Origin of the sequence: Tepidibacter sp., assembly GCF_025210165.1 — a bacterium.
Classification (GTDB): Bacteria; Bacillota; Clostridia; order Peptostreptococcales; family Peptostreptococcaceae; genus Tepidibacter_A.
On record NZ_JAOASI010000020.1, the window covers coordinates 1 to 26,055 of the forward strand.

The window sequence follows — 26,055 nt, forward strand, 5'->3', positions numbered from 1 at the left end:
AATGGAAAAACAATCAGAGTTTGTACAAATATATTGTATCTTCATCCAGAAAAAATTGCTGATATCTATAAAGAACGTTGGAAAGTAGAGACTTTTTTTAGATTTATAAAACAGAATTTAAATGTAAAAAGGTTATTTGGATCAAGTCAGAATTCTGTATATAATCAGCTTTTCTGTGCATTAATAGCATATATACTTTTATATTTTGTATATGCTCAAGCCTCTAAAAGATGGAATTATGTTAAATTATCATTAATACAGTTCATAAGAAAGTTATGTGCTGATAATCTTGATTCAGAAACAAGTGTATCAGTTTATTTTGTTATACGTAAAATGAGGATGTTCAATGATATATTTATGGAAAATATTTCATAATCAACACACTTGATTTAATATCTTTAACCTTTCAAAATAGGTTTTATCTAATGGATTTCTTGCTAGATATCCTCTTCTTATCAAGGTTGATAGCTTACTTTCTATTGTGAAATGGTCTGGTAATGGCTGTATAAAATTTTTTATCCTTTTTATCATATGGTGTCTTAAATTTCTATTTTTAGTTTTTTCTATGTCATCTATTATTGGATATCTAGTAAATTGCTCTAGTATTTCATCTTCTGAGAATATAGGCGGTAGTGCTTCTATAAATGGATTATCCGTATACTCGATTAGGTCTTGTTGTTTATATTCTGCTATTTCTATTTTTCCTTTTAATATAGGTGTTATTTTATTTTTTCCCAAGACGCTCATCTCTTTTCTCTCTTATTTTATCCATTAAGCTGCTATGTCTTGTATCCTTTTGCTCTTCCTTATTCTCATCAACTTTGTTAACTTGCTTAACTATACCTTCTTTATTTTCTTCCTTTCCAATTTCGAAAGCTTCTTGTATTCTATTTAATTCCTTTTCCAATTGTCTGTTTTCTTTTATTCCCTTTATTTTCTTAGATTTAGAAGTAGTTTCCGTAACACTTCTATCTTTTTCCTTTTTAGCATTTTTAACTATATCTGTAACCTAAAAAAACTCGGTAAGAACCACATCCCTCTATTTTCCTACCTCCTATTTTCTTCCTTCAAAAAAACTCGTTCTAAAATCTCACTTTTTAGTTTCGTGTATATTCCTTTTCTATTCTCAAAAAATCAAAATAAAGTCGGTAAGAAATGAGTAAAAAGGATAAGGTTCAAGGAGAAAAAAGTCGTTCTTTTATCTCAATAAAATAAAGAGAAAAGCAGAAGTTTATTCCCGTTTTTCTCTTGTATTTTCTCTCGTTTTCTGAACAACTTTATTTTTCTCTGTATGGGTTTGTTTTTATCTGGAGGAGTTTTTTTGTAAGAAATAACTATACTAACATTATCTCTATAAAATGAAGGTGATTTAAATGTTAGGTACTTTTCATCAATATTTTACTATAAAACTTAGATTGTATCGTTTAAATATACGTTAATAAACTTCTTTGTCTGACCGTAGAGAGTTTAAGAAGTTTTAGTATATTTAATAAGATACAATTTATTAGTTTTATTAAAATATTGATTAAGTACCGTTATTTAAATCACCTTTATTTTCGCTGCAAATCCAAATTAAGCAAAAAAATACATGGTGTAAAAGTTAATTTATACCTGTTGTTTTGTAAAAAAGTTTGATCATAATAATCCTTAAAGGCATTGATTTTTTGTAAAAAGAAAAACTCAATTTTGAAAAAAAGTTTGATCAAAATTGAGTTCTTTATTATTTTAGTAATATTTATTTTTATAAAAAAGTTTGATCATTTTTTAGTTATTTTTAGAAAATAAATATTATTAAAAACTGTATAATACTATATTTTTAAAATTTTTCGAATTTATCATTATAGTTTTTCAAGCTATATCCTAAGCCCTAAATTAAACAATATTATGTTCTAATCTTTGTTCATTAAAAAAACTGTAGTAATACTTTTGATTTTGAATTAACTCTTCATGATTACCTTTTTCTATAATTTTACCATCATCAAGTACATATATTATATCTGCATCTTGAATTGTTGATAATCTATGGGCTATTAATATAGTAGTTTTATTTTTTAAATAGTACTTTATATTTTCTAATATATCCTTTTGCGATAAATTATCTAATGCAGATGTTGCTTCATCAAATATTATAATCTTAGCGTTACTTAAAAGAGATCTTGCAATAGAAATTCTTTGCTTTTGACCCCCCGATAATTTTACTCCTTTTTCTCCAACTATAGTTTTAAATCCATTTGGCAAATTACATATAAACTCATAAATTCCAACTTTTTTACATACACATTCCACATCTTTTATATTTATATTTTTATTTCCTAATGTTAGATTATTAAATATTGTATCATCAAATAGCAATAAATCTTGAGTTACAATAGAAATATTATTTCTTATATTTTTCAGATTATAGTTTTTTAATGGTATATTATCTATAGTTATGTTTCCATCATCAACATCCCATAATCTAAATAATAAATTACCTATAGTGGACTTACCACATCCACTTGAGCCAACTAATGCAACTGTTTTTCCTTTTTCAAATTCCATGTTTATATTATCTATAGCCTTAGCATCCTCTTCATAAGAAAATCTAACTTTATTAAATTTTATATTTCCATTAAAATCATCTATATATCTACACCCCTTATTATTTTGACTTATAGTTATCGGTTCATCTAATATACTAAATATACGATTTATAGATACAGCAGATTGTTGAATTCTAGTGTTTGACCTTATTATTCTTATAGATGGCCCTATAAGCATATTCGTATATTGTTGAAATGCCACAAGCTCACCTATCGTCATATTTCCTTTTATTATTTCAAATCCACCATACCCATATATAAATATTGTTATCAAACTACTTAAAATACTTGCTATTCCCATATTAATTGAAATAATAAGATCAAGGTTAATGCATTTCTTTATAAGATTTTTTTCTTTATTTATATATTTTTTAAAAAATCTAAAACTAGATTTTGATATTACAATATTCATTATATTAGAAACATATTCTTGAACCACATTTGATATATTTCCTGCATCATTTCTAACTTCTCCAGTTTTTCTTGCTATTATTTTAGTAAACTTTGCTTGACTGACTATTATTAATAACTGAAGTGCAATTACCAAAATTAATAAGTCAAATTGCATTTTTATTAAAAAAAACAAAGCTGTTACAGCTGTAACCGTATCTACTATTAAAGAAAATAATATATCTGCTCCGAAATTTTCTACATTATATGTATCTTTTTGTATTATATTGAGTATATTACCAGTTTTAATATTTGTATAATAATTACCAGATAATTTAGATAAATGTTTTAATAGTTTTATTTTTAAGTTAATGCCTACACTTTTTTTCATCTTAGAATATATATATTCTAGTGATATATCAAATAAAGCTGATGATATACTTACCACAACATATATTAATATGAGTTTTATTAATAAGTTAATTTTACCATATCTTATTGCATCATCTAATATCATTCTAGTTAATTGAGGTATCAACAACTCTAAAATAGATACTATTAACATAATACTAAAAGCTAAACATGCAACCAACTTATTTTTTTTAAATACTATCTTGAGAAATCTTCTTATATTTTTTTTATTATCCAAATTTTCATCCCCAATACTTTTTGCTTATAACTTTTACCACTTAACTATTCTGTCATATATTTGTTTTTATATTTTTTTTAACAAGTTCTATTAGAGTATCTATTGATACAAAATCATATCTTGATATATTCATATAATCAAATTGGATATCAAATTTTTCCTCTATTTTTTTTATAAGCTTAAAACAATTATCATAGTTTAATCCTACATTACTGTTAAAAAGACTATACTTATACAATTGATTCTGATATATATCTATTCCCAAAACTTGTTTTACTGCATTTACAGTACCTATAAAAATATCACTATCATTTATATACATTTTCTCTTTATAATTAGGATATCTTTTGCTTGCCAGTAAATCATCATTCGTCCAATTATTATTTTTAGCAAATAATTCAAGTTCTTCTTGTAATACTTCAAAAGTTATATATGGCTTTTTTGATAATATATTAGCTATCTTACCTGTTAATTTTGCAGATGCTTGGCTATTACATTTACCAAATAGTTTATATGAATTGTTTATATCACAACTTAAATAGGGATTATTATCTATAACACATTGTATATTATAATCTTTATTATACCAAAATGAATTTTCATCTTCTAATATAAATCCTTTTACTCCTATAACATTATCAAACATAGCTGGATAACTTTCTTCAAATCCATTAGCAAGAGAAGACACAATTATTTTCCCATTCTTAATTAGTTCATTGCATATTCTATATAAATCCTCAACCATTTCACTTTCTATAACTGATAAACTTAAATTTATTAATCTAATATCTGTTTTTAAAATATACTTCAAAGCTTCTTCTAATACTTGTATATTACTTTTACCGTATTTATTCAAAACCTTCACTGCAAATATTTCTATATCTTCAAATTCTCTTTTTATTATAGACGCACAAGATGTTCCATGTCCGTTTTCGTCATTATAATTATCTGATGCTATTATGTAATTATCATTAAAATCAAATGATATTCCCCCAATTATATTATCTTTTAGATAATCATGTTTTTTATCTATACCTGTATCTAATACAGCTACTTTTACTTTACTTTTCATGATATCACCCACTCTATATTTTACTCTCTAATGTTTGTATTTCTCCATCTACTATAGAAATAATTCTATCTGCTTTTTTTGCAATATTATTATCATGAGTTATAACGATTAATGTTTGGTTAAACTGTTTAATAGATTTTTTTAAAAGATTCATTACTTTTTCAGTAGTTTTACTGTCTAAATTGCCAGTGGGCTCATCTGCTAGTACTATGCTCGGCTTTGTAGCCAAAGATCTTCCTATTGCAACTCTTTGTTGTTGTCCTCCTGATAGTTGACTTGGAAGATGCTCCTTTCTTTCTGTAATCCCAAGCAAATCTATAAGTTCATCTATATAAGCTTCATCTATATAATCATTTCCAATCATTAGAGGAAGCTCTATATTTTCTTTCACATTAAGTACAGGTATCAAGTTATATTGTTGAAATACAAAACCAACTTCTTTTCTTCTATATTCTGCAAGATCTTTATCTGATAATTTACTTATATCAATTCCATTTACTTTTATAGTCCCACTACTAGCTCTTTCAAGTCCTCCAATCAAATGAAGCATTGTACTTTTACCACTTCCACTTGGTCCTACTATCGCTACAAATTCACCTTTATTTATACTTATATTTATATCTTTTAAAGCTTCTACTGTTACTTCTTTTTTTCCATATATTTTACTCAAATTTATAGTTTCTAATATAGACATTTTCACCCTCCACAAATTTAATTTTTATATTATATTAAAACTTCTAATTTATTTTGTTTATGCATTCAACTATACTTCTATTCTCAATTTTTTTCGACTGAAAATAGGTTGCTATAACTCCTAATAGTAAATTAATAAATATAACAATTATGTAATTAATATAATTTATACTAAAATTCACACCTATAGAAATCACTCCAGATTTTTCATAAATAATTTTTTGTATAATAAAGGATGTTACAATTACAATAATACTGGATATAACTCCATAGAGTAATCCTTCAAATACTATCATCTTTTTGAAATCGACATTATTAATACCAACCGCCCTTAATATACCAAATTCATTAGTTCTAGAAATTATGTTATAGCCTATGTTGTTTATGATATTTGAAATTGTTATTATAAATAATATAAAAGTTATACCTAAATTATATATTTTAGTTTTATTGTGCAAAGCTTTAATATTTTCTCTTTGTTCAACTAAATCTCTAAAAATAACGCCTTTAATTTTCGAAGTTATTTTTAATATATTTGTTTCTAATTCTTTATGGTTAGTACCTTCATTCATATTAACATTAACTGAAAAATAATCATTTATTCCTGTAATTTCTTTAAATTTTTCTTCACTAACTATAATATCCACACTATCAAAACCAATCATAAACCCTTCATACATATAATCATAAGAGACTACAGCTCCTACTGTAAAATCTTTATACATATATTCTACATTTTCATCTGTTAATTTATCATAATTGTCATCTAGATATTTTACTTTGTCTTTTCTAAACTTGACAGTTACATTGTCTCCTGGCCTAATATCTAAAATACTGTCCCCTTTTCTTAGTGGTCTATAATTTTTTTCATTAACTTGTGGTATATATACAACTGCCAAATCTTGATTTTTCATTTTATTTATATCTATATCCCCATCTAATACATAATCATTTAATTTTTTTAAAGCATAATCATTATATCCTCTAAAATTATTTCTTAATATAAGTTCATTAGTTTTTTTATCTTTACCAAAAAAATAATCAAAATATTCATGATTAGATTCAGAGTTTAGCTTATCAAAATACTTTTGATTTAATATATCATTTTCATTTATTATAAGTTTTGAATTCATTAACATACAAGTTTCTAAAGACTTTATACCATCAAGCTTTCTAATTTCTTTTATAACCGCCTCACTTGTACCATCGTATCTATCTATTGTAAAATCAGAATTCATATGTATTGTTCTAATCATTTCAAAATCTTTAGAATCAGATATTGACAGTTTATAATTTAATGTGATAAATAAAATTCCACATATACTCATAGATAATACTATCATTAAAAAGCTTTTCTTATTTCTAAATATGTTTTTAAAAGAGATAGCTTTGTATGTTTTTATATACTTTTGTAAAAATCTAATAGTAACAAAATTCCTTTTTATGTTATTTGAGTTTAGATTTTCCTTAATAGAATCAACTATTGATATTTTTTTAATTTGTCTGTATGTTAAAAATGATATTAATATCATTATAATCCCAATTGATATTATAGATCCTAATATTATCTCTGTCGGAAATACTATCCCTAAATTTATCTGTTGTCCATTCAATATAATTTGAGTATCAATAGTTTCTGCCATATTATTAAATAGTACCGCTCCAATTATCCCTAATATTAATCCTATAGGCATAGCAATAATATATAAACTAAATAATTCTTGCAAAACTAATTTAAATATTTTTAAATTATTATATCCTATTGCTCTTAATATCCCATATTCATGAACTCTTTTATATATTGAAATATTAAATATCCCGTAAATAACTATTCCGCAAATTAAACTTACATATATCAAAGTTTGTATATCATGTATAGTTACTTTATTATTTGAAGTTTCAAGAGATATTATATCGTTCATTATATACACATTTTTCTTAGGAATAGCTATATATTTAATTATTTTATCTATTTCTCCATATATATCTGTTCCTTTCTTGAATACTAAATTCGCAAACATTGCTTGTTCACTTTTTAAATCGAAAGGTATAAATAGTTGTCTTAATCCTTTTGCTTCTGATTCTGCCCTATCGCTAATAATACCTACTAGTTTAAATTTTTCTTTTTTAGAACCACCTTGTCCATCATCTACTTTTAATATGATTTCTTTATTAATTTGAGGTTGTATTCCTAAGCTTCTTAAAACCCATTCTTCAGCAACCATTTCATCTTTTTCTTTGGGTAATCTACCTCTTATCAGTTTCGCCCCACTTGTTATATAATCATTATTAGCTGCCATTATATCTAAATGTTGTTTTTCTTCTTCTGCCGTTGATTTATATAAATAGAATAATCCTAAATTTTTTATATTATTATTTTCTTGTATTTTTTTTACTTGATCTTTATTAATACCTTTAAACTCTACTTGATAAATACCAGTTTCATATTTCATTTTTAATAATTCTACATTATCATTTGTTTGCTTTAAAGTGCCTATCCCAACTATAAGAACTATTGAAAGTATAATACTAATAATTATTGCAAAGGATCTTCCTTTATATTCTTTTACATATCTGTTTCCTAGGTTTAATTTTTTTTTCATTATTATTCCCCCGTACTTATTTGATTGTAAAAAATACTATATATATTTGTAAATAAGATTAGCTATTTTTACAAATAAAAATAGCTAATCTTATTTACAAATATAATTAAATTTATATTTCTACATTTTATTTTGACGTATATCCCTTAGATATATGATATTTATTTAGGTTTATATATCTTCTATTAAATTTATTTTATATTTTAAATTTTCTATAGCACACTCTATGGGCGACGGTAAACAGTAATTATTTGTTATCAGTTTATTTATAAATTTACATCTTGTTGCACTGCAAAAGTTATATAAACGACAACCTTCACATTCTGGATTTATTTTCTTAGAATAACTTAATAAATTATCTTTTTTATTTATATCAATTCCACTATATATATCCCCAATACAAAAATCATCATTTCCTGCTACCATTATACATGGATATAGCTTTCCATTTGGATATATATGCAAACTTGTTTCACCACCAGTACAATATCCTTTAAATGAATACGTATTTTTATCTACTATACTCACTAACAAATCTTTTTTGTCTTTTATATATTCTTTTATTTGTTTCATCTGATTCTCTAGTATATGCACTTCTCTTTCGCCCCAATTTTTATCAAATAAATTTGGAGCAGGAACTATACATTTAAATCCTTGATCTATTAAAAATTTAATATCATTATATAAGTTTACTACACTAGTACTATCAAAAGTATTTCTTATCCTAATATTCGATGAAAATTCAAATAATTTAAGGGTATTTTCTAATACTATTTTATGACTACCTTTCCCATTCTTAAACGGTCTCATTTTATCATGAGTTTCTTTAATTCCATCTATACTTACAGTTATATAAGATATTTCATTGATAATAAAATTAATAATTTCATCATTTAAAACGGTTGCATTAGAGGTTGTAGCAAATGATACGTTTATGCCTCTATCTCTACATTCTTTTTTTAATCTATTAACAAGATATTTGATTGTATCAAAAGCTAAAAATGGCTCTCCTCCATGAATTTGAACTCTAAAATCATCTTTGTTTATATATTTGAAATTATTGAACATATATTCTATGGATTTATCTACTATATCTTTAGACATATATGATTTTAGTTTATCTGAACCTTCATAGCAATATTTACAATTTAAATTACAATCTGAAGTTACCCAAAATGTAACTGACATTATATTCTCTCCCCCCAAACTCTTTTGTATAAAACTGGTTTTATTTTTTTACACTTATTTTCAATACCTAATTTGTTATCCTTTAATCCTTCTAAACTCCCTGGACAAGTCCAGCAAAATAAATTAACCTTACACTTTTTACAGTTATTGTAATTTTTCAAATTCAACATATCTAATAAATCATATTCTGATATGTTTTTATTTTTAAAACTCGGTAATTCTTCTATTTTATTTATACTTAGTATGTTCCCAAGTAAGTAACTTGACTTAATAAATGATGGACATGGATAAATATCTCCATTATAACTTACAAATAGCTCTCTTTTACCCGCACTACAATTGCACATACGAATTGGCTTATCATAATCATTATTCAAGTACTTATCAGATATGTACACTTCATCTTCTCCCAAATCTGAAAAATAAACTTTATTATCTTTACCTCTACCAACAGCTGAAAATCCTCTAATAATTGCTCTTGTTCCTAAATCTTCATTAAGTTTATTAAACCTATCTTCTAAGCCTTTGTTTTTATCTGCAACTACCATAGATAATGTTATTTTTTCAAATCCAGTATTTTTTAATAACTTAACACTCTTAATAACTTTGTCAAATATGCCAGCACCTCTTACTGTAGAACAGGTTTGTTCATCTACTCCATCAATGCTTATATCTATTTGATACGCAGATTTAGCCAATATATCTACATTTTGATCATTTATCAGCGTTCCATTTGTTGATACTACTATTTTTCCATTATAGTGTTTTTTTAAGTAGGTTAATATCTCTATAAAATCTTTACGAAGCATTGGTTCTCCACCACTTAACATTATTCGTTCTGGATTCCATTCTATTAATCTATCTAAAGCTTTTTTAATTTCTTGAGTTGTTAAATCTTTTTTATCACTAATAATTCCATCTGCATCTATACAACAATGAATACATTTTAAGTTGCATCTATGTGTAATTTCAAACGATGCTATCTTATTTCCTAAAACTTGTTTATTGTTTTTATCCTTAATTAAACCTATAAAACACAATTTTTTATATATACTACCTATATATTCTCTATCCTCATCATCGTATAAACTTATCTTTAATTCATCTATAGAACAGTTATTAACTATTCCTAAATTTAAAATATCATAGACCTCTTTAGAAATTCTAACCCATCTTCCATTTTCTCTATTTCCTAAAACTACTTTATCTTTATTTTTTATGATTCTACTGTTTTCACTAAAATTATATTTCATATTTAACTCCTTATTTTTTATTTGAACTATAATTAAAATTATCAAATATATTTCATTAATTAATGAAATATATTTGATAATTTTAATTATAGAGTGCATATAATATACACTCTATAATTTCTTTAGAATTAAATAAATCTAATATTTTGGGCTTCCATAATATGCGTAGTGATACTCATCTGGTATACAATCTTCATCACAACCTTTGTCATTTCCAAAAGCATTTCCTTTTGTTGAGCAATCTTTAAGTTGAGCTAGTACTTCTATTTCTTCTTTATTTTGAATCTTTTTAATCTTCAACATTTATATACCCCCATTCCAAATATTACAACTACTCTAAAATATCATTATTTTTATTTAATACTTCGGACTTCCATAATAGCTGTATTCATCTCTATCATTGCAATCACTATCACATCTGTCATGTTTTCCATATGGATTAGATTTTGTTGAACAATCTGTTCCTGTGTATTGAGCTAATACTTCTATTTCTTCTTTGTTTTGAATTTTTTTAATTTTCAACATTTATATACCTCCATTCTAAATATTATATTTATTTCAAAATGTCTTTGCATTTTAAAATCTAATTTTCTAAAACCTCTCCCCAAATCTCTTGGTATAATATAGGTTTTATCTTTTTACAAGTATCATAAAAAGCTTCTTCATTTTCATTCAATTCTTCAAGTTCAGCAGGGCATGGCCAACAAAATAAATTAACCTTGCAATCTTGACAAATAGTATATTTTTCTGGATTGAACTTTTCTAATTGTCTGTATATTTTTTTATATTTTTCTTTGCGAATTTTTAAATCATCTAATCTATAAATATTTCTTATATTATCTAGCATATATTTTTCTTTTATAAATGATTGGCAAGGATATATATCCCCTTTATAGTTTATATATAACCTTCTTTTTCCTGCAGTACAACTACATGGATTAAATTTTTTGTAAAATTTACCATCCAAGAAACTATCGCTTAACTTTGATTCTGTACTCTTTTTATCTGAAAAAACGAATCCATTATCCGCTCCTCTTCCAACTGGTTCAAACCCTCGTATAATAGGCTTTGTTTGTAATAATTTATTTAATTCAATAAATTTATCTTTTAAATAATCATTTTTATCTCCAAATACCATAGATAAAGATATATTTTTAAATTCTCTATCTTTAAGAATCTGTACACTTTTTATCACTTTATCAAATACACCAGGTCCTCTTACTATTGAACACGTTTCTTCATCTACTCCATCAATACTAATATCTATTTGGTTAGCACAACTAACTAATATATCTACATTCTCATTGTTTATAAGAGTTCCATTTGTTAGAATTCCTATTTTTCCATTATAATTTTCTCTCAAATAGATTAATAGCTCTATAAAATCATTTCTAATCATTGGTTCTCCACCTGTTAAGGTTATACTTTTTGGATTCCACTCTATTAATTTATCTAAAACTACTTTAGTTTCTTGAGTTGTTAATTCATTTTTATCACTAACAATTCCATCCGCATCTACACAACAATGAACACAATTTAAATTACATTTATGTGTAATTTGAAATGATGCATTTTTATTACTTAATATTTGCTTGTTATTTTCATCTTCAATAATACCTACAGAACATAATTTTATATAAAGATTACCTATATAGTTTCTGTCATCATCATCATATAAACTAGATTTTAATTCATCTATTGAACAGTTATTAGATATTCCTAAATTTATAATTTCATAAACTTCTTTAGAAATTCGAACCCACTGTCCAGTTTCTCTATTTGCTAATACTACTTTATCCTTATTAACTATAATTCTACTATGTTCACTGAATTTATACATAATCTCTATTCTCCCCTTAATGTATTCTTTATTTAGTTAAGTGGTATGAAATAATTCTTCTAGTTTTTTAATAGTTATTTCAGAACTACTAAATTTAAATTCATAAAATTTTAGATGTAAAAAAAGTATTAATCATAATAATCAGAAAATAAACTGTCATATATTTTAATTCCTTTTTTATTTATAATCCTTCTAGTTCCCCAATTTCACAAGAAATTTATATTGATAAAAAATAATTTTAGTATTCAATTTTATATAATATGTGTTTAAAAATTCACATTTAAAATCATATATATTTAAGCAAATCTTTAACTATGTATATCTTGTTAGACATATATAGTTGAAATATACACTCTTATTTAGAGAACCTGTTTTCAACTTTTATAGTTATAATAAAATCTTTGTAAATATATTTCAATATACATATCGTAGGCTGTAATTTTTTGTATTTATACTGTTAAAAAAAGTCATATTTTGCACCTAAAGTGTAAAATATGACTTTTAACGAAAATTCATCCCAAAAAATTGAATTAATATTCTATTTTTGTTATAATTTGTATAGAACCTAGAAAGGTGCTAAATATGAATATTATTTTCAAACTCAGCAATAACATAATAGATTCAATACATCCTTATATAAAAGATACATCTAATGATGTCTTAGAAATTGCTAAATATGGATTAAATGTTTTATTAATGGATTTATATAAACTTCCAATAGTATTTGGATTTTCTTATTATTTAGGTATATTTAAAGATTGTTTTCTAAGTTATATATTATTTGGACTTCTTAGAAATCATGTACATGGATTGCATATGAGAAGTGGAAGAGGATGTCTTTTTTTTAGCTGTATATCTCTTTTTTCTATAATTTATATTTCAAAGCAAGTTTTAATACATTGGATTTTAAAAATGATTATTTCTTTATTAGTAATATATTTTATCTGTAAATATGCTCCAGCTGATACTGAAGAAAGGCGCTTATTAAATGAAACTACTCGAAAAAGAAAGAATAAAATTTATATTTTTATAGGAATCATATATATAACTATATCATTTGTATTCCCTAATAAAGTTATATCCAATATATTTTTATTGATTTTAGTTTTGGAATGCATAATGATACACCCAATTACATATAAGTTATTCAACAGGAGGTATAATAATTATGAATATTTCTAATAATGTAAAAAAATTAATATGTACAATCATTTTCAGTTTTGCTTTTTCTATGGCAACTACATCTATTGGCTTTTGTTGTGCAAGGGGGCTTATGGAAGAACCTACAGCTCCAAAATCATTACTAAAAAAATAGAGTAAACTTTAACAAGTTCACTCTATTTTTTTATAATTATTTCCATATGAAATAACTCTTCTTTTATCTTTGTACTTATACTCATATTAGGGTATTTTGTTTTATTTAATTCTCTTACTATACTAAGCCCTAATCCTCTATTACTTCCTTTTGTTGAGTATCCTTTTTCAAAGATATTATGCATTATAGGTTTATCTTTAAATGAATTTGAAATTATAATATATATTTCTGAGTCATCATTGGACATACCAACATTTAACACTTTCTTCTCTGACTTAATACTTGCTTCTATAGCATTATCGATTAATATTCCTAGTATTCTACACATATCAATATCTTTTAGTATAAAATTCTCTATACTATTTTCTATACTTATATTCAGATTAATTTTTTTTGAAATTGCACTTGAAATTTTTCCATATAGTAATCCTTTAATTGGGCTGTTTTGTATGTTAGTTAAGCGATATAGATTTTTATTATCTATATATTCATTATTAGTTATATTCTTATAAAAATACTTTTTTAAACCTTCTATATCATTACTATATAGAAATCCCCCTATAGATAACATTATATTTTTATAATCGTGTTTAAACAAGTTCATATTATCTAAAGATTCTTCAATTATTTGATTATACATCTCTATATGTTTTCTTTCATTTTTTTCCACATACAATTTATTTAAAATAATAAATATAAAATAACTCATAGAAAGAAAAAAACATAATACACATATAGAAATAATAATAATACTTTGTGTATTACTAGTACTATTATAATAATGTATAAGTATCATATATATTATTATAATAGTATTTGTATATCCCCAAAGTAAATTTTTTTCTTTTATATATATTGATTTATTAATATTATCTACTTTTGATATAAAAGTAGACAATATTATAGCTATAAAAATTATTATTAACTGGGGTAATACTATACCAACAAAAACATTTTCATTTAAAATATTACTTATACTAATATTTTTATATAATAAAAAGCCTGTACATATATCAGCAATTTGAAATATCCAAAATGTTAAAATATATGATATGAAAAATTCAAATTGTTCTTTTTCATATATATGATACAGACCTAATTCTAATACTATATAATAAACGCCTAATTTTATAGACTTAATCACCATATTGCCTAATATAAAATCTACTATAGATATTATAAGTATCCATTTTATTTTTAAATTTATATTAATTTTTTTATATCCTACTAATTTTTGAAATACAAAAATAAAAAAATATGTAAAAAAAATTGTCATTATAAAATTGCACAATCTAGTCATTTGTACTCATCAGCTCTCTAACATAGTTCCTTGATAAAAGACTTTTTTCTCCATTTGTCATAAGTATATATAAATTATATATATCTTTATTTATCATTTTTATATAGTCTTTGTTTATAATACATCCTCGATGAGATCTATAAAACCTTTCATCAAGATTCTTATTTATATCTTTAAGATTTGCATAAAACTCTATTTGCCCATCTATTGTAGATGCTCTTAATTTCCCATTTATACTAGTGGTTTGGATATTAATTATTTCATCAAATTTTAATACATAAGTTCTAGTCCCACATTTAACCATTATAAATGGTTCTTTACTTTTTTTATTAGAAAGTTTATTAAATATATTTTCTAAATTTTCTAATATTCTTTGTTCTATATTATCTTGTTTATCTATGAAATCTAATGCTCTTAATTTATATTTAAATATATACATTACCATTGTGGTATAACTTGTTAAAAAAATCATCTCGCCATTATCATCATATTTGCGTATTTCTTTTGCAATATGCATTCCATTTTGATTATTTTTCAAATTTATATCTAGAATATAAATATTCTTTTTATGAGTATTCTGCTTTACATAATCAATAACACCTTCTCCTGAGTCTTTTATTAATCCAATACTAGCTTTATTCTCTTGTTTTTTTATATAGTTATTAATAATACTTACAACTTTTTTAGCCATAATTTCATCATCTTCACAAATTATAAAATTAATCATTTCTGTAATCCTCACTTTAAATAACTTCTATGTCTTGAATTTAATATAGCCCTTAACCCTTCAAAAGTAAACTCTTTTTACATATGATTTATTTACTCTTATTTAATCCATCTCTATATAGATATTATCTGCCCTTAATCTAAACAACTACCTTAAAAATCAAATTTCTTTATGATAGATTTCTTTAATTATCGTATTTATTATATAATAAATACGATAATTAAAGAATATTTTTACCATAATTTATAAAAAATTATTTAAACTAACTATACCTAACTCTATCATTTATATATTTATACTTTTCAATTAAATTTTTTTTCCCATAGGCATGCATTATTCTATTTGAATATACATCCATTTTTTCTAAACTGCTTAATACCTTCGGATCCCAACTCCCACTTTTATTAACCAATCCAAGTGTTACACTTGAGTATACTCTTTTCCAATTAGTAATTTTCATTGAATACAACAATAGCATAGACAAAGATTTTCCTTCTCTTTCAACTTCTATTAAGCTATATGTCATATTATCTTTCATTGTTATTTTACCAGCTATATACCTTCTTTTAGTTACTCCATCTCTAAGCTTTGAAAATTTCTTTCCTTTCTTCCCCTCTGGCAAATCTCTTATTATAACCTCAACACTCGCTACATTCCATTTCTTTTCTAATAGCTTTAATATTTCAATAAACTCTTCTAATTCTCCCTTTACATCTACATCTTCTATGTTTTTATATTCAAGCCCTTTAGCTCTATATAATCCACCTATATCTGCTGTGGTTCTCAAATTATCATTTTCAATCTCATAAATTTCAGTGTGCTGATCCTCTTTAGTTCTTAAAGTTCTTTTCCCTCTTTTTCTTCTATGTATTTTAATATCATTAGCATATGTATGCTTTGTTTTAAGTGTACTTATGAATTCTGAGTCAGTATTCTTAGCTCCATCTATTTTAGTATCTAATGTCTTATCGTCAACTTCATTTAAATTGTTATATTTTCTATGTTTAGGTTGACTACTTTGACTTACCTCTTGAATGTGTTTTGAACTTATAAATACATCTTTAGCTTGTATTTTCTTATTCTTAACCTCTAATATCTCTAAGATTCTTACAATCTTTTTCCCTTTACGTATCCTAGCTTTTATATCCAATTGTTCGAACAAAAAATCATACTTTATATTTCCTTCAAGCCATAAATTTTTTGCCACCTGATTAAACATCCTTAATATATTCTCATTCGTTATAATCCACGCTAAATGTCTTATATACTCTGACTCTATTAGCTTTCTTTCATATTCATCAAAAAAATCTATATATAAATTTTTACTGTTATCATAATAGTAAATAAAATACTTATCAAGAGAATCTAATTCAACTATCCTATTTAATAAAAATCTATTTGTAGCTATAACAGCTCTTATTATTTCTAATGCAGGTATTCTATACTCTATTCCATTTTTATATCCAACGAATATATGTGTATGCACTTTCTTGTTTATTCCATTACTAGGTATTTTTAAAGAATCCTCTATTATTTCAAATTTTACATTACTTAAGTTAATATTCTTAGTAATATCATCACCTTTAGTTTCACTATTATTTAAATCCCCATTTACATAGTATTTACCAAGTGTTAAAAAATGAATAGAAGCCCAGTCTATACTCACTTTTTCTGAATTACTATTGCATTTAAAATATGCATCTATAATCCACTTATTTTCTAACTTATAGGGCTTGTCTATCCAATATAGCTTGGCCTCTTGATCTGATTTAAAAGGCCAATTTTTTTGATTTATCTTGTCTAGTCTTGTTCTACTAATGCTTATTCCCTCCATCTATATACTGTTCAAGCTTAGTTTTGATTTTTTCAAAATCACTTGTTCTTATCTTTGATAATTTTTGAATCTCCCATAATCTTATTCCTTCTTTATCTTCTAGATTTTCATCTACTATCGACCTTGCTCTTCTTAGCTGAAATGCCTCTACTGATTCAAGAATATCATCTAAGTATTCTTTTGTTCTTGGAAGCTTGTCTAGCTTCTTTTCAATAATAGTAAGTATCCCTGCTTCTTTACATAGATTCCCCTTAGTTATTCTTATAGGCTTGTCTCTTAATAGTAGGCTATTGTATTTCTCCTTTATAACCTTTAATATTTCTTCATCTCTTTTGTTCCAATTAACTCTTTTATCACTTTTATAATCGATATTTTTCCTAGATATATTTTTAGGAAGCATTTCTAAAAGCCAATCCTTATCATATCTATAAAGATAAGTATATTCCTTTTTACAAAGCTCTCTTATTTGTGTTCTTGTATAGCTAGAATTTTCATTCATAGCAATTATTATATTTTCTTTATAGGCTTGTATGTCTATATCATTATTTTCTTTTTTATTAGTCTTTTGCTTTTCTACTAGCATATTTGAAGTTTCAAAATAGTGTATTCCTAATTCCTTATCAAATTTTACGATAGTTTTAGGATCACAGTTCATTATTCTTGCTAATTCTCTAAGTCCATATTTATGCTCTAGTAGGTATTGCTTCAATGTCTCTTCCCATAATGACCCAAACTCCTTAGTTCTTCCTATTTTATATCTATCATCTATATTTTTGTCAGGCCCTTTTCTTGAATATATGAAGCCACAATCACATGTAAAGGTTCCAACAGGAAGTCTAGTTTTATAATCAGTAGTTATTTTTAGTTCTGTTACTACATCCTTTTTATAATGCTCTGCTACATAATTCAAGCATGGCCAAGGTGATTTTCCAAACGGGTTATATCCATTTACTTCTGGTTTAAAGAATTCTTTTATATCATCTACCAAGAAATTTATGAATAGTATATGTCTTATAGGATGTACTGTTCTTTTTGAATCTCTTGTTATGACCTTAAGCCAATTATATTCAATATCCTTATCTATACTAGATTCCATTATTTCTAAAAATTCAGGTCCATAATATTTAATAAATTCATCATATAATTCTCGCTGCTTTATCCTTTTGTTTGTTGTTACTAAACCTTTTGAATAAAGAATCGCTTTATATTTTTCAGTTATAGTATCTTTATTAAAGTAATAAAGATTATTGTTTAATATATAGTAAGCAGCTTTAGATATTTTTAATAGCTTTTCATAAATGTCTTTATCTTTTTCATATTCAACATTTAAATCTAGTAATTTTTCATTTAATCTTATAAACTCTAATCTGCTAGCATTTGTTCTATCTATTTTATATTTTTTTAATTTAGCTCCATTATGAGGACATACGAATACTCCTTGTAATTGATGTTCTCTATGAACATAAACTTCTCCATATTTATTAATTTCTTCTTCTGAACATAAGGGACAGTAATAAATTCCTTCCTTTTTACATACTGAACCTGCTAATATTCCTGTTTTAGCATATATACCTTTTCCATCCTTGTACTTCATATCATATCTTAATTCTTCTCTTCTAGTTTTAGGCATAAATGGTGCATAAAACGGAAATATAGAATGCTTATCTATAAGATAATCAGCTGTATATTTTCCACCTAAATTATTAGCTACACTATCTAAGTGAGCACATAATTCTATACTTGGAATTACACTCTCATTTCCAAAAATCTCTCTTAATGTATCCTTGTAATCTATATTTCCAATGTAATAGTGATATCTTCCTATAGCTCCATATAAAAGCTCATTTTCGTAAGGGTCTGTAAAAAAAGTAAGCATTCTCTATTCCACCTTTAAAAACTCCTCAACAGGATTTTTAATATATCCATTTTCCTTTAATATCTCATATACATGAAGCTTTTTCTTTTGCGATATCTCATATATATTTCTTAAATCCTTATCTTCATATAATTCATTATTAACCTTATTTTCAGTTTCCTTCTTTTTATCATTTAGTTGTAAAGCCTTTTTTATAACCTCTGACTTAATAAGATTATAATCATCATCTACACCAAACTTATCAACCGTTTTTCTAATTAAATTCTCTAATTCATTTTCTGTAAGCCTATCAAATATCCCCAATGTATTTACATCTATTATTAAATTTTCTGCTGTATTGTTTCTTTTTAATTTGAATAATTTTTCTTCATTTTTAGCCATTTCTTTAATTTTGCCAGCTAACTGTAAGCTATTCTTATGCTTAAAGGTTATGTCATCTAGATTTATAGAAATATCCTCATATTTCATTATTTGATTTCTATTATTATTCCTAAGTGCCTTTATCATAGGCTGTATCATATGAAGATCCTCTTTAGATGCCTTATTTATAATTTGCTTAGTTATTTTTTCTTTATCTGTATTCAATGCTCGTTCCTGTGCAAGTATAAATAGGTTTACAGCTACAGAGGTTATTCCCTGGCATTCATCATAGAAAAATTCCTTCATTTCATGAGTTAACTCAGTTTTATTCTTAAGCCATTGGAATTCCCATAGAGTTTCTATAAAAAAGTTCCACTCATCACTATTCTTAGTCATTCTATCCCATATAATATTCCCTTCACTACCAGCTCTTCTAGCTTGTCTAAAATCTCTTTTAAATATTTTAAGAGCTTTAAACGTTCCTATTAGTACAGTTGGTATTCCAACAGTATTAGTTAATGTTACGAAAAAATTAAGCATTTCATCAGAGTCATTCTTTGCATTAATTAAATGCTGTATTTCATCTATTACTAAAACTCCTATTCCATATATACTTGCTAAGGAAGTCATATGAAGCATCATAGATGAGGTTATTCTATTTAGATATCCATACTTTTCAAGATATCTAGTTCCTAGTAAATCATCTATTGCCTTAAAAAAGCTCTTACAAAGAGTAGCAAGATTGCCATCGTATGGGCAGTCAATTTTTAACCATACGATTTGTGTTCTACTTAAGGGATTTCCATTGTATTCTTCATGTTTTATTATTTGTGGATACATAAGTAATAATCTTTCTATAGCTGTAGTTTTGCCTATCCCTGAAATTCCTATTATTGAAAGACTATCTGCTGTAGAGCGTATATGCTCCATATTTCTATTTAAAGCACCTTCTCTTTCTTCTTGCTTGACAGATTGTACATCATTTAATATCTTTAATCTTTCAAAGTAGGTTTTATCTAATGGATTCCTTGCTAAATATCCTCTTCTTATAATAGTTGATAACTTACCTTCTATTGTAAAATGATCTGGTAATGGCTGTATAAAGTTTTTTATCCTTTTTATCATATGGTGTCTTAAATTTCTATTTTTAGTTTTCTCTATATCATCTATTATTGGATATCTAGTAAATTGATCTAGTATCTCATCCTCTGAAAATATGGGAGGTAGTGCTTCTATAAATGGATTATCCGTATACTCGATTAGGTCTTGTTGTTTGTATTCTGCCATTTCTATTTTTCCTTTTAATATAGGTGTTATTTTATTTTTTTCCAAGACGCTCATCTCTTTTCTCTCTTAATCTATTCATTAACATTACACGTCTTGTATCCTTTTGCTCTTCCTTATTCTCATCAGCTTTATTAAATTGCTTAACTATACCTTCTTTATTTTCTTCCTTTCCAATTTCGAAAGCTTCTTCTATTCTATTTAATTCTTTTTCCAATTGTCTGTTTTCTTTTATTCCCTTTATTTTCTTAGCTTTAGAAGTAGTTTCAGTAACAGTTCTATCCTTTTCCTTTTTAGCATTTTTAACTATATCCTCTATTTCCTTATCTAAATCTATATTGAACTGTGACTGTTTATTTGATTCCCAAGCTATTAGCTCTTTCTTTAATTCCTCTTGAAATATTATTTCTTCAAGTAAACAGTCCTTATATTGCTTACTTTTTTCTAGAAGATAACAAACCTCATAGCCTTTACCATCTTCATGCGGAATATATATTTTATCTATATTTCTTGGGTCATATACTACTTCAAGCCATCTATGTTTAGACTTTACAAACCATTGTTCCTCCAGTGCCTTTTGAGAGCTATAATATAGTTTTTTAAATCTAAGTCCTGCTCTTGATACACTAGCTCTTGCCTTTGGTAGTATATTAAGTCTCATAATATCTCTATCAATAACCCTAAGTCTTCCTTTTTTATTTTTGATTCCCCAATTCCATAGGTTAATAGGTGTTGGAGTTAGCTCCTCTGATATCATTTCCTTATCCGTAGGATGGTTCACTTTTATTTTATGGTTATTGTGTAAAATCATTTTTATATATATTTGAGTAAATTCCTCTAGCGTAAGGGTTGCGTCTAATCTATAATCTCTATCTCCTCTTTCTCTATACTCCTTTTGTATAGCTCCTGGGGTTTTATGCTTTATTTTTTCATTTGTTGTTCTAAAGCTTCTTTCAACAATTCCCTTTAAATCTCCTCGATAAGGAGATGTATTTTCTATTTTTATGTTTAAATTATTTATTAAATTCTCAACTGAATAGCCTTCAAACTCTCCTCTATCAGCTATAATTATTTCTGGTAGATGATGTGATGGCCATTGCTCATTATTTATTTCTATTCCATATTTTTTGCAGAATTCAATCTTATCGGCTATCATATTATCTAAAGCCATCATAGCTCCAAGCCAAGACGGTCCTTCTAATCCTACATATATACCTGTAACTAGCCTTGAATATACATCTATAATGGCATATACAATAGGTCTTCCTATAATCCTATTTCTATTAAGTGAGCTTACTAAATAAATATCTGCTATAGTTGCATCTATTTGGAATCTAGTTCCTGGTCCATTTGTCTCTATTGTGGAATTACTTAAGATAGGTCTGTGTTTTAAGTTGAATTCTTTGCTGCTCTCTCTAAATGATATGTCTTTTTCTGTATTTTGTAGTTTTTTAAACCAATAGTAGAATTGATGATATGTAGGTATTCTTGAATTATCCCATACTTTAAATTGTTCTTTTCCATCTTCATAATATCTATCTGAAAAGAATTCTCTAAGCATTGAATTATACGTTTCTGTTAAGCTTAATTTTTCTTTTTTTCTATAAAATCTATTTATTGATATTTCAAATATTTTCTTTATATCTTCTGTTATATTTATGCCTTCTATAGATTCTCCTTCATAGTTAACCCTTCTAGGTCTACCTACTTTGTTTTCGTTTAAATTTTTAGTTTTTCCCTTTCCTCCTGAATTTATATAATCAGGAAGCAAAGCATTTTTATTCATTCCTCTTTGCCAAAATCGGCTGAACATTTTTTTTATTTTAGGTAAACTTAAATTGTTTTCATCTGATATTTTTTTTAATTTATTTTCTCTTCCTTTTCGTTCCAATAATGATTCTTTTTGATTATTCCAATACTTTTGTATAATATTCCAATCCAAGTCTCTTCTTTCTTTTTGTAGTTCTGAAATTTCATCTTCTTTTATAACTTTCAAAAATTGATCTGGTATTTTTATCAAAATATTATTTTTTATTTCTGCTTCTAGCTTCTCTATTAATACTTTCTTAGGCATAGAAGTTGATGCATCTATATTTACATAATATAATGCTTTATTTTCATCATCTATATAAACTATTCTTATTCTTTGTCCATCCTCTTTGTCTATATATCGAAAGGTCATATTTTCATAAATCATGATATATTCCACTCCCCATCAAGCTGCTTTCTTAAAAGATTGACTTCTATTTTTTGATTTATATCAAACTCCTTATACAAGTCAATTTCTATTATTTTTCTTATAATAAGATGCTTAAATAGTGAAATTCCTGTTCCTTTTTCTAGAAATAAATCTTTATCAAATTCACTAGATATTTCTCTAATACTATATTTTGAATCTATAATTCTCCTTGTATATTCTGAAACTAAGTCCTCTATATAATTTATGTCTAGTTCATATAAAGAATCTATTTCCTCTATATTGTAGTATGAATGAATGTAGCTTATATTTTGAGCAAGTACTTTATCTATTTCCTTTTCTGTAGCTATTCCCCAATCTATATCTTGTTTTTCCCAGTATCTTCTCTCTATTTCAAATTTATCTAAGGTTCTTTTATTCATTAAATCATCTTGAGATTTTATAGTTCTTGCTACATCTATATATTTTCCATTTTCATTTAGAGTAACTAAAAAATCTGTAGTCATAACTATAGGTTCTTTAGTCTTTGGATCAGTTGGATGATTTATTCCAAGTTCCTTTGCTATTAATATGGTTTCTTCTAAAGGTAATAGTGGGAATTGCTCTCTAATATCAACTACATTATTTGAATACTCTAGTATATAAAAATAGTCTCTTTCCATATCTGAAAGAAACTCATGTTGTCTATTTGTCTTTATTCCATTTAATCTTGTTCCTCTTCCTAAGGATGGAACATCCTGGACTAAAATCCAAGGCTGATATTCATCCCCTATTCCCTTACCCCTACCTTCTTTTATTAATTTCTCGATTTTACTTTCAGTTAGGCTTCTTTTTCTTTTTGCCATAAAAAAATCACCTCTTTGTGATTATATTACCACAAAAAGGTGATTTCGATTCAACTTTTTTATAAACAGTCTAAATTTTTTTTAAACGATACGACTTTTTTATAAACGATGTAACTTTTTTTTAAAACTACAATACCATGTATGTAAAATTTATCTATTATTCAACTGTCACAGACTTAGCCAAATTTCTCGGCTTATCTACATCACAGCCTCTTTTAGTTGCAACATGATAAGAAAGTATTTGAAGCGGAACAACAGTTAATATGCTAGATAACACATCATCAACATCTGGTATATATATAACCTTATCTGCTGCCTTTTCTACCTCTTTATTTCCTTCCTTAGCAAGAGCTATCACATAAGCTCCTCTTGCCTTAACTTCCTTCATATTAGAAACCATCTTCTCAAATAATCTATCTTGAGTAGCAAGAGATATAACCGGAGTACCTTCCTCTATAAGTGCTATAGGTCCATGCTTTAACTCTCCTGCTGGGAAAGCCTCTGCATGTATATAAGATATCTCTTTTAATTTAAGAGCTCCCTCCATAGCAAGATAATAATCAAGACCTCTTCCTAAATAAAAAGCATCCTTAGAATCCTTTATTTCATCAGCTATCTTCTCTATATCATCACAGTTATCTATTATTTCTTGAACTTTACTTGATGTCTCTCCTAATTTACTTATCATATCTTTATATTGCTCATTAGATATAGTTCCTTTTTTGATTGCAAAATCAAGTGCTATCATATATAAAGAAACAAGTTGAGTTGTATAAGCCTTAGTAGATGCAACAGCAATTTCAGGTCCTGCCCAAGTATAGAATACATCATCAGCTTCTCTTGCTACAGATGATCCTACAACATTTGTTATAGCTAGAAGTCTAGCTCCCTTAGACTTAGCTTCCTTAAGAGCTGCTAGTGTATCCGCAGTTTCTCCTGATTGACTTACAACTATTAATAAAGTATTCTCATCAACAAATGCATCTCTATATCTAAACTCAGAAGCTATATCAGTTTCTACTGGAATTTTTGCAAACTTTTCTATAGCATGCTTTCCAACAAGTCCAGCATAATAAGCCGTTCCACAAGCAACTATATATACCTTATTTATATTATCAAGCTCAGATTTAGTAAGCTTTATATCATCTAACTTTATATTACCATTTTCATCAAGTCTTCTATTTAAAGTTTCCTTGATTCCATTTGGTTGCTCATTTATCTCTTTTATCATAAAATGATCAAATCCACCCTTTGATGCAGCTTCTATATCCCACTTAACGTTATATACTTCTCTTTTTACTTCTTCTCTATTTTCATTAAATATCTTAACGCCATTTTTAGTTAAATGTACAACCTCTCCATTTTCTAAGAAATAAACGTCTCTTGTATATTTTAAAAGTGCAGGTATATCTGATGCTATGAAATTTTCATTTTCTCCAAGACCTACTACTAATGGACTCTCCTTTCTAACAGCTACTAATTCCTCTGGATTATCCTTAGATATTACACCTAGTGCGTATGCTCCTCTTAACTTAGCCATAGCCTTATAAACTGCATCTAATAAATCTCCTTCATAATAGTAATCTACTAAATGAGCTACAACCTCAGTGTCTGTTTCTGACTTAAATACTTTTCCTTCAGATATTAACCACTCTTTTATCTGCATATAATTTTCTATTATTCCATTATGAACTACAGCTATAGTTGAATCCATATTTAAATGAGGATGTGAATTAACATCTGATGGTGCTCCATGAGTTGCCCATCTTGTATGTCCTATACCTATATTAGATACTAAAGGATTTTCCTTTAAATCATCTGCTAAAACAGAAAGTCTTCCCTTGAATTTTCTAACTGATAGACTATCTCCTGAATTTACAGCACAACCTGCTGAATCATAACCTCTGTACTCAAGCTTTGAAAGCCCTTCTATTAATACCTCTGTTGCTTGCCTATTTCCAATATAACCTACGATTCCACACATAATAAATAAACCTCCTTAAAATTTTTAAAAAATTTAATATATTTAAGGAGAAAGGTCGTTTTG

22 protein-coding genes are annotated in these 26,055 nt (G+C 26.0%); 3 read left to right on the forward strand and 19 right to left on the reverse strand.

Features of this window, described 5'->3' with window-relative positions; genetic code table 11:
• A partial coding sequence (locus N4A48_RS02945; protein WP_293664184.1) for a transposase occupies positions 1-375 on the forward strand: 375 nt, incomplete at its 5' end.
• On the opposite strand, the gene N4A48_RS02950 is transcribed toward N4A48_RS02945, so the two are convergent.
• The 11 genes from N4A48_RS02950 to N4A48_RS03000 all read right to left on the reverse strand — a co-directional run bounded on the left by N4A48_RS02950 (position 376) and on the right by N4A48_RS03000 (position 12,270).
• Complete coding sequence (locus N4A48_RS02950; protein ID WP_293664185.1) at positions 376-738, reverse strand: hypothetical protein; 363 nt, start codon at positions 736-738, stop codon at positions 376-378. It lies immediately after the preceding gene.
• Positions 725-907 carry a hypothetical protein gene (locus N4A48_RS02955; protein ID WP_293664186.1) on the reverse strand — a complete coding sequence of 61 codons (183 nt, stop codon included), beginning with the start codon at positions 905-907 and terminating at the stop codon, positions 725-727. The genes N4A48_RS02950 and N4A48_RS02955 overlap by 14 nt, the downstream gene beginning before the upstream one ends.
• A gap of 965 nt (positions 908-1,872) precedes the next feature.
• Positions 1,873-3,621 carry an ABC transporter ATP-binding protein gene (locus N4A48_RS02960; protein WP_293664187.1) on the reverse strand — a complete coding sequence of 583 codons (1,749 nt, stop codon included), beginning with the start codon at positions 3,619-3,621 and terminating at the stop codon, positions 1,873-1,875.
• 52 nt (positions 3,622-3,673) lie between these two features.
• Positions 3,674-4,693, reverse strand: a complete 1,020-nt coding sequence (locus N4A48_RS02965; RefSeq protein WP_293664188.1) for a S8 family serine peptidase — start codon at positions 4,691-4,693, stop codon at positions 3,674-3,676.
• Positions 4,694-4,706: 13 nt separating this feature from the next.
• Positions 4,707-5,387 (reverse strand): ABC transporter ATP-binding protein, encoded by a 681-nt coding sequence (locus tag N4A48_RS02970; RefSeq protein ID WP_293664189.1) that lies wholly within the window; start codon positions 5,385-5,387, stop codon positions 4,707-4,709.
• A gap of 43 nt (positions 5,388-5,430) precedes the next feature.
• The gene (locus N4A48_RS02975; protein ID WP_293664190.1) at positions 5,431-7,989 is read right to left on the reverse strand and encodes an ABC transporter permease; all 2,559 of its coding nucleotides are present in this window, start codon (positions 7,987-7,989) and stop codon (positions 5,431-5,433) included.
• A 171-nt stretch (positions 7,990-8,160) separates the two neighbouring features.
• On the reverse strand, positions 8,161-9,177 hold the full coding sequence (locus tag N4A48_RS02980; protein WP_293664192.1) for a radical SAM/SPASM domain-containing protein: 1,017 nt from the start codon (positions 9,175-9,177) through the stop codon (positions 8,161-8,163).
• The gene (locus N4A48_RS02985; RefSeq protein WP_293664194.1) at positions 9,177-10,430 is read right to left on the reverse strand and encodes a radical SAM/SPASM domain-containing protein; all 1,254 of its coding nucleotides are present in this window, start codon (positions 10,428-10,430) and stop codon (positions 9,177-9,179) included. Before N4A48_RS02985 ends, N4A48_RS02980 begins: the two co-directional genes overlap by 1 nt.
• 138 nt (positions 10,431-10,568) lie before the next feature.
• A complete protein-coding gene (locus tag N4A48_RS02990; RefSeq protein ID WP_293664196.1) occupies positions 10,569-10,733 on the reverse strand; it encodes a hypothetical protein in 165 nt (54 codons plus the stop codon).
• A gap of 54 nt (positions 10,734-10,787) precedes the next feature.
• Positions 10,788-10,955, reverse strand: coding sequence for a hypothetical protein (locus N4A48_RS02995; protein WP_293664198.1), 168 nt, complete (start codon positions 10,953-10,955; stop codon positions 10,788-10,790).
• Positions 10,956-11,013: 58 nt separating this feature from the next.
• Positions 11,014-12,270, reverse strand: a complete 1,257-nt coding sequence (locus N4A48_RS03000; protein WP_293664200.1) for a radical SAM/SPASM domain-containing protein — start codon at positions 12,268-12,270, stop codon at positions 11,014-11,016.
• 582 nt (positions 12,271-12,852) lie between these two features.
• Between N4A48_RS03000 and N4A48_RS03005 the strand changes: the two genes are divergently transcribed.
• A complete protein-coding gene (locus N4A48_RS03005; protein WP_293664202.1) occupies positions 12,853-13,452 on the forward strand; it encodes an accessory gene regulator B family protein in 600 nt (199 codons plus the stop codon).
• The gene (locus tag N4A48_RS03010) at positions 13,439-13,585 is read left to right on the forward strand and encodes a hypothetical protein (RefSeq protein ID WP_293664203.1); all 147 of its coding nucleotides are present in this window, start codon (positions 13,439-13,441) and stop codon (positions 13,583-13,585) included. The genes N4A48_RS03005 and N4A48_RS03010 overlap by 14 nt, the downstream gene beginning before the upstream one ends.
• A 22-nt stretch (positions 13,586-13,607) precedes the next feature.
• Here the strand turns inward: N4A48_RS03010 and N4A48_RS03015 are convergent, their stop codons facing one another.
• The 8 genes from N4A48_RS03015 to glmS form a co-directional block, all read right to left on the reverse strand.
• On the reverse strand, positions 13,608-14,729 hold the full coding sequence (locus tag N4A48_RS03015; protein WP_293664204.1) for a sensor histidine kinase: 1,122 nt from the start codon (positions 14,727-14,729) through the stop codon (positions 13,608-13,610).
• Positions 14,730-14,877: 148 nt separating this feature from the next.
• Complete coding sequence (locus N4A48_RS03020) at positions 14,878-15,612, reverse strand: LytR/AlgR family response regulator transcription factor (RefSeq protein ID WP_293664205.1); 735 nt, start codon at positions 15,610-15,612, stop codon at positions 14,878-14,880.
• 262 nt (positions 15,613-15,874) lie between these two features.
• Positions 15,875-17,446 (reverse strand): Tn7-like element transposition protein TnsE, encoded by a 1,572-nt coding sequence (locus N4A48_RS03025; RefSeq protein WP_293664206.1) that lies wholly within the window; start codon positions 17,444-17,446, stop codon positions 15,875-15,877.
• A complete protein-coding gene (locus N4A48_RS03030) occupies positions 17,427-19,322 on the reverse strand; it encodes a TnsD family transposase (protein WP_293664207.1) in 1,896 nt (631 codons plus the stop codon). The genes N4A48_RS03025 and N4A48_RS03030 overlap by 20 nt, the downstream gene beginning before the upstream one ends.
• Positions 19,323-19,325: 3 nt before the next feature.
• Positions 19,326-21,014, reverse strand: a complete 1,689-nt coding sequence (locus N4A48_RS03035) for an ATP-binding protein (RefSeq protein WP_330665037.1) — start codon at positions 21,012-21,014, stop codon at positions 19,326-19,328.
• Positions 21,001-23,163, reverse strand: a complete 2,163-nt coding sequence (locus N4A48_RS03040; RefSeq protein ID WP_293664209.1) for a transposase — start codon at positions 23,161-23,163, stop codon at positions 21,001-21,003. The genes N4A48_RS03035 and N4A48_RS03040 overlap by 14 nt, the downstream gene beginning before the upstream one ends.
• Positions 23,160-24,008 (reverse strand): TnsA endonuclease N-terminal domain-containing protein, encoded by an 849-nt coding sequence (locus N4A48_RS03045; RefSeq protein ID WP_293664210.1) that lies wholly within the window; start codon positions 24,006-24,008, stop codon positions 23,160-23,162. The genes N4A48_RS03040 and N4A48_RS03045 overlap by 4 nt, the downstream gene beginning before the upstream one ends.
• 157 nt (positions 24,009-24,165) lie before the next feature.
• Positions 24,166-25,992, reverse strand: a complete 1,827-nt coding sequence (gene glmS / locus N4A48_RS03050) for a glutamine--fructose-6-phosphate transaminase (isomerizing) (RefSeq protein ID WP_293664211.1) — start codon at positions 25,990-25,992, stop codon at positions 24,166-24,168.
• Positions 25,993-26,055: the final 63 nt, after the last annotated feature.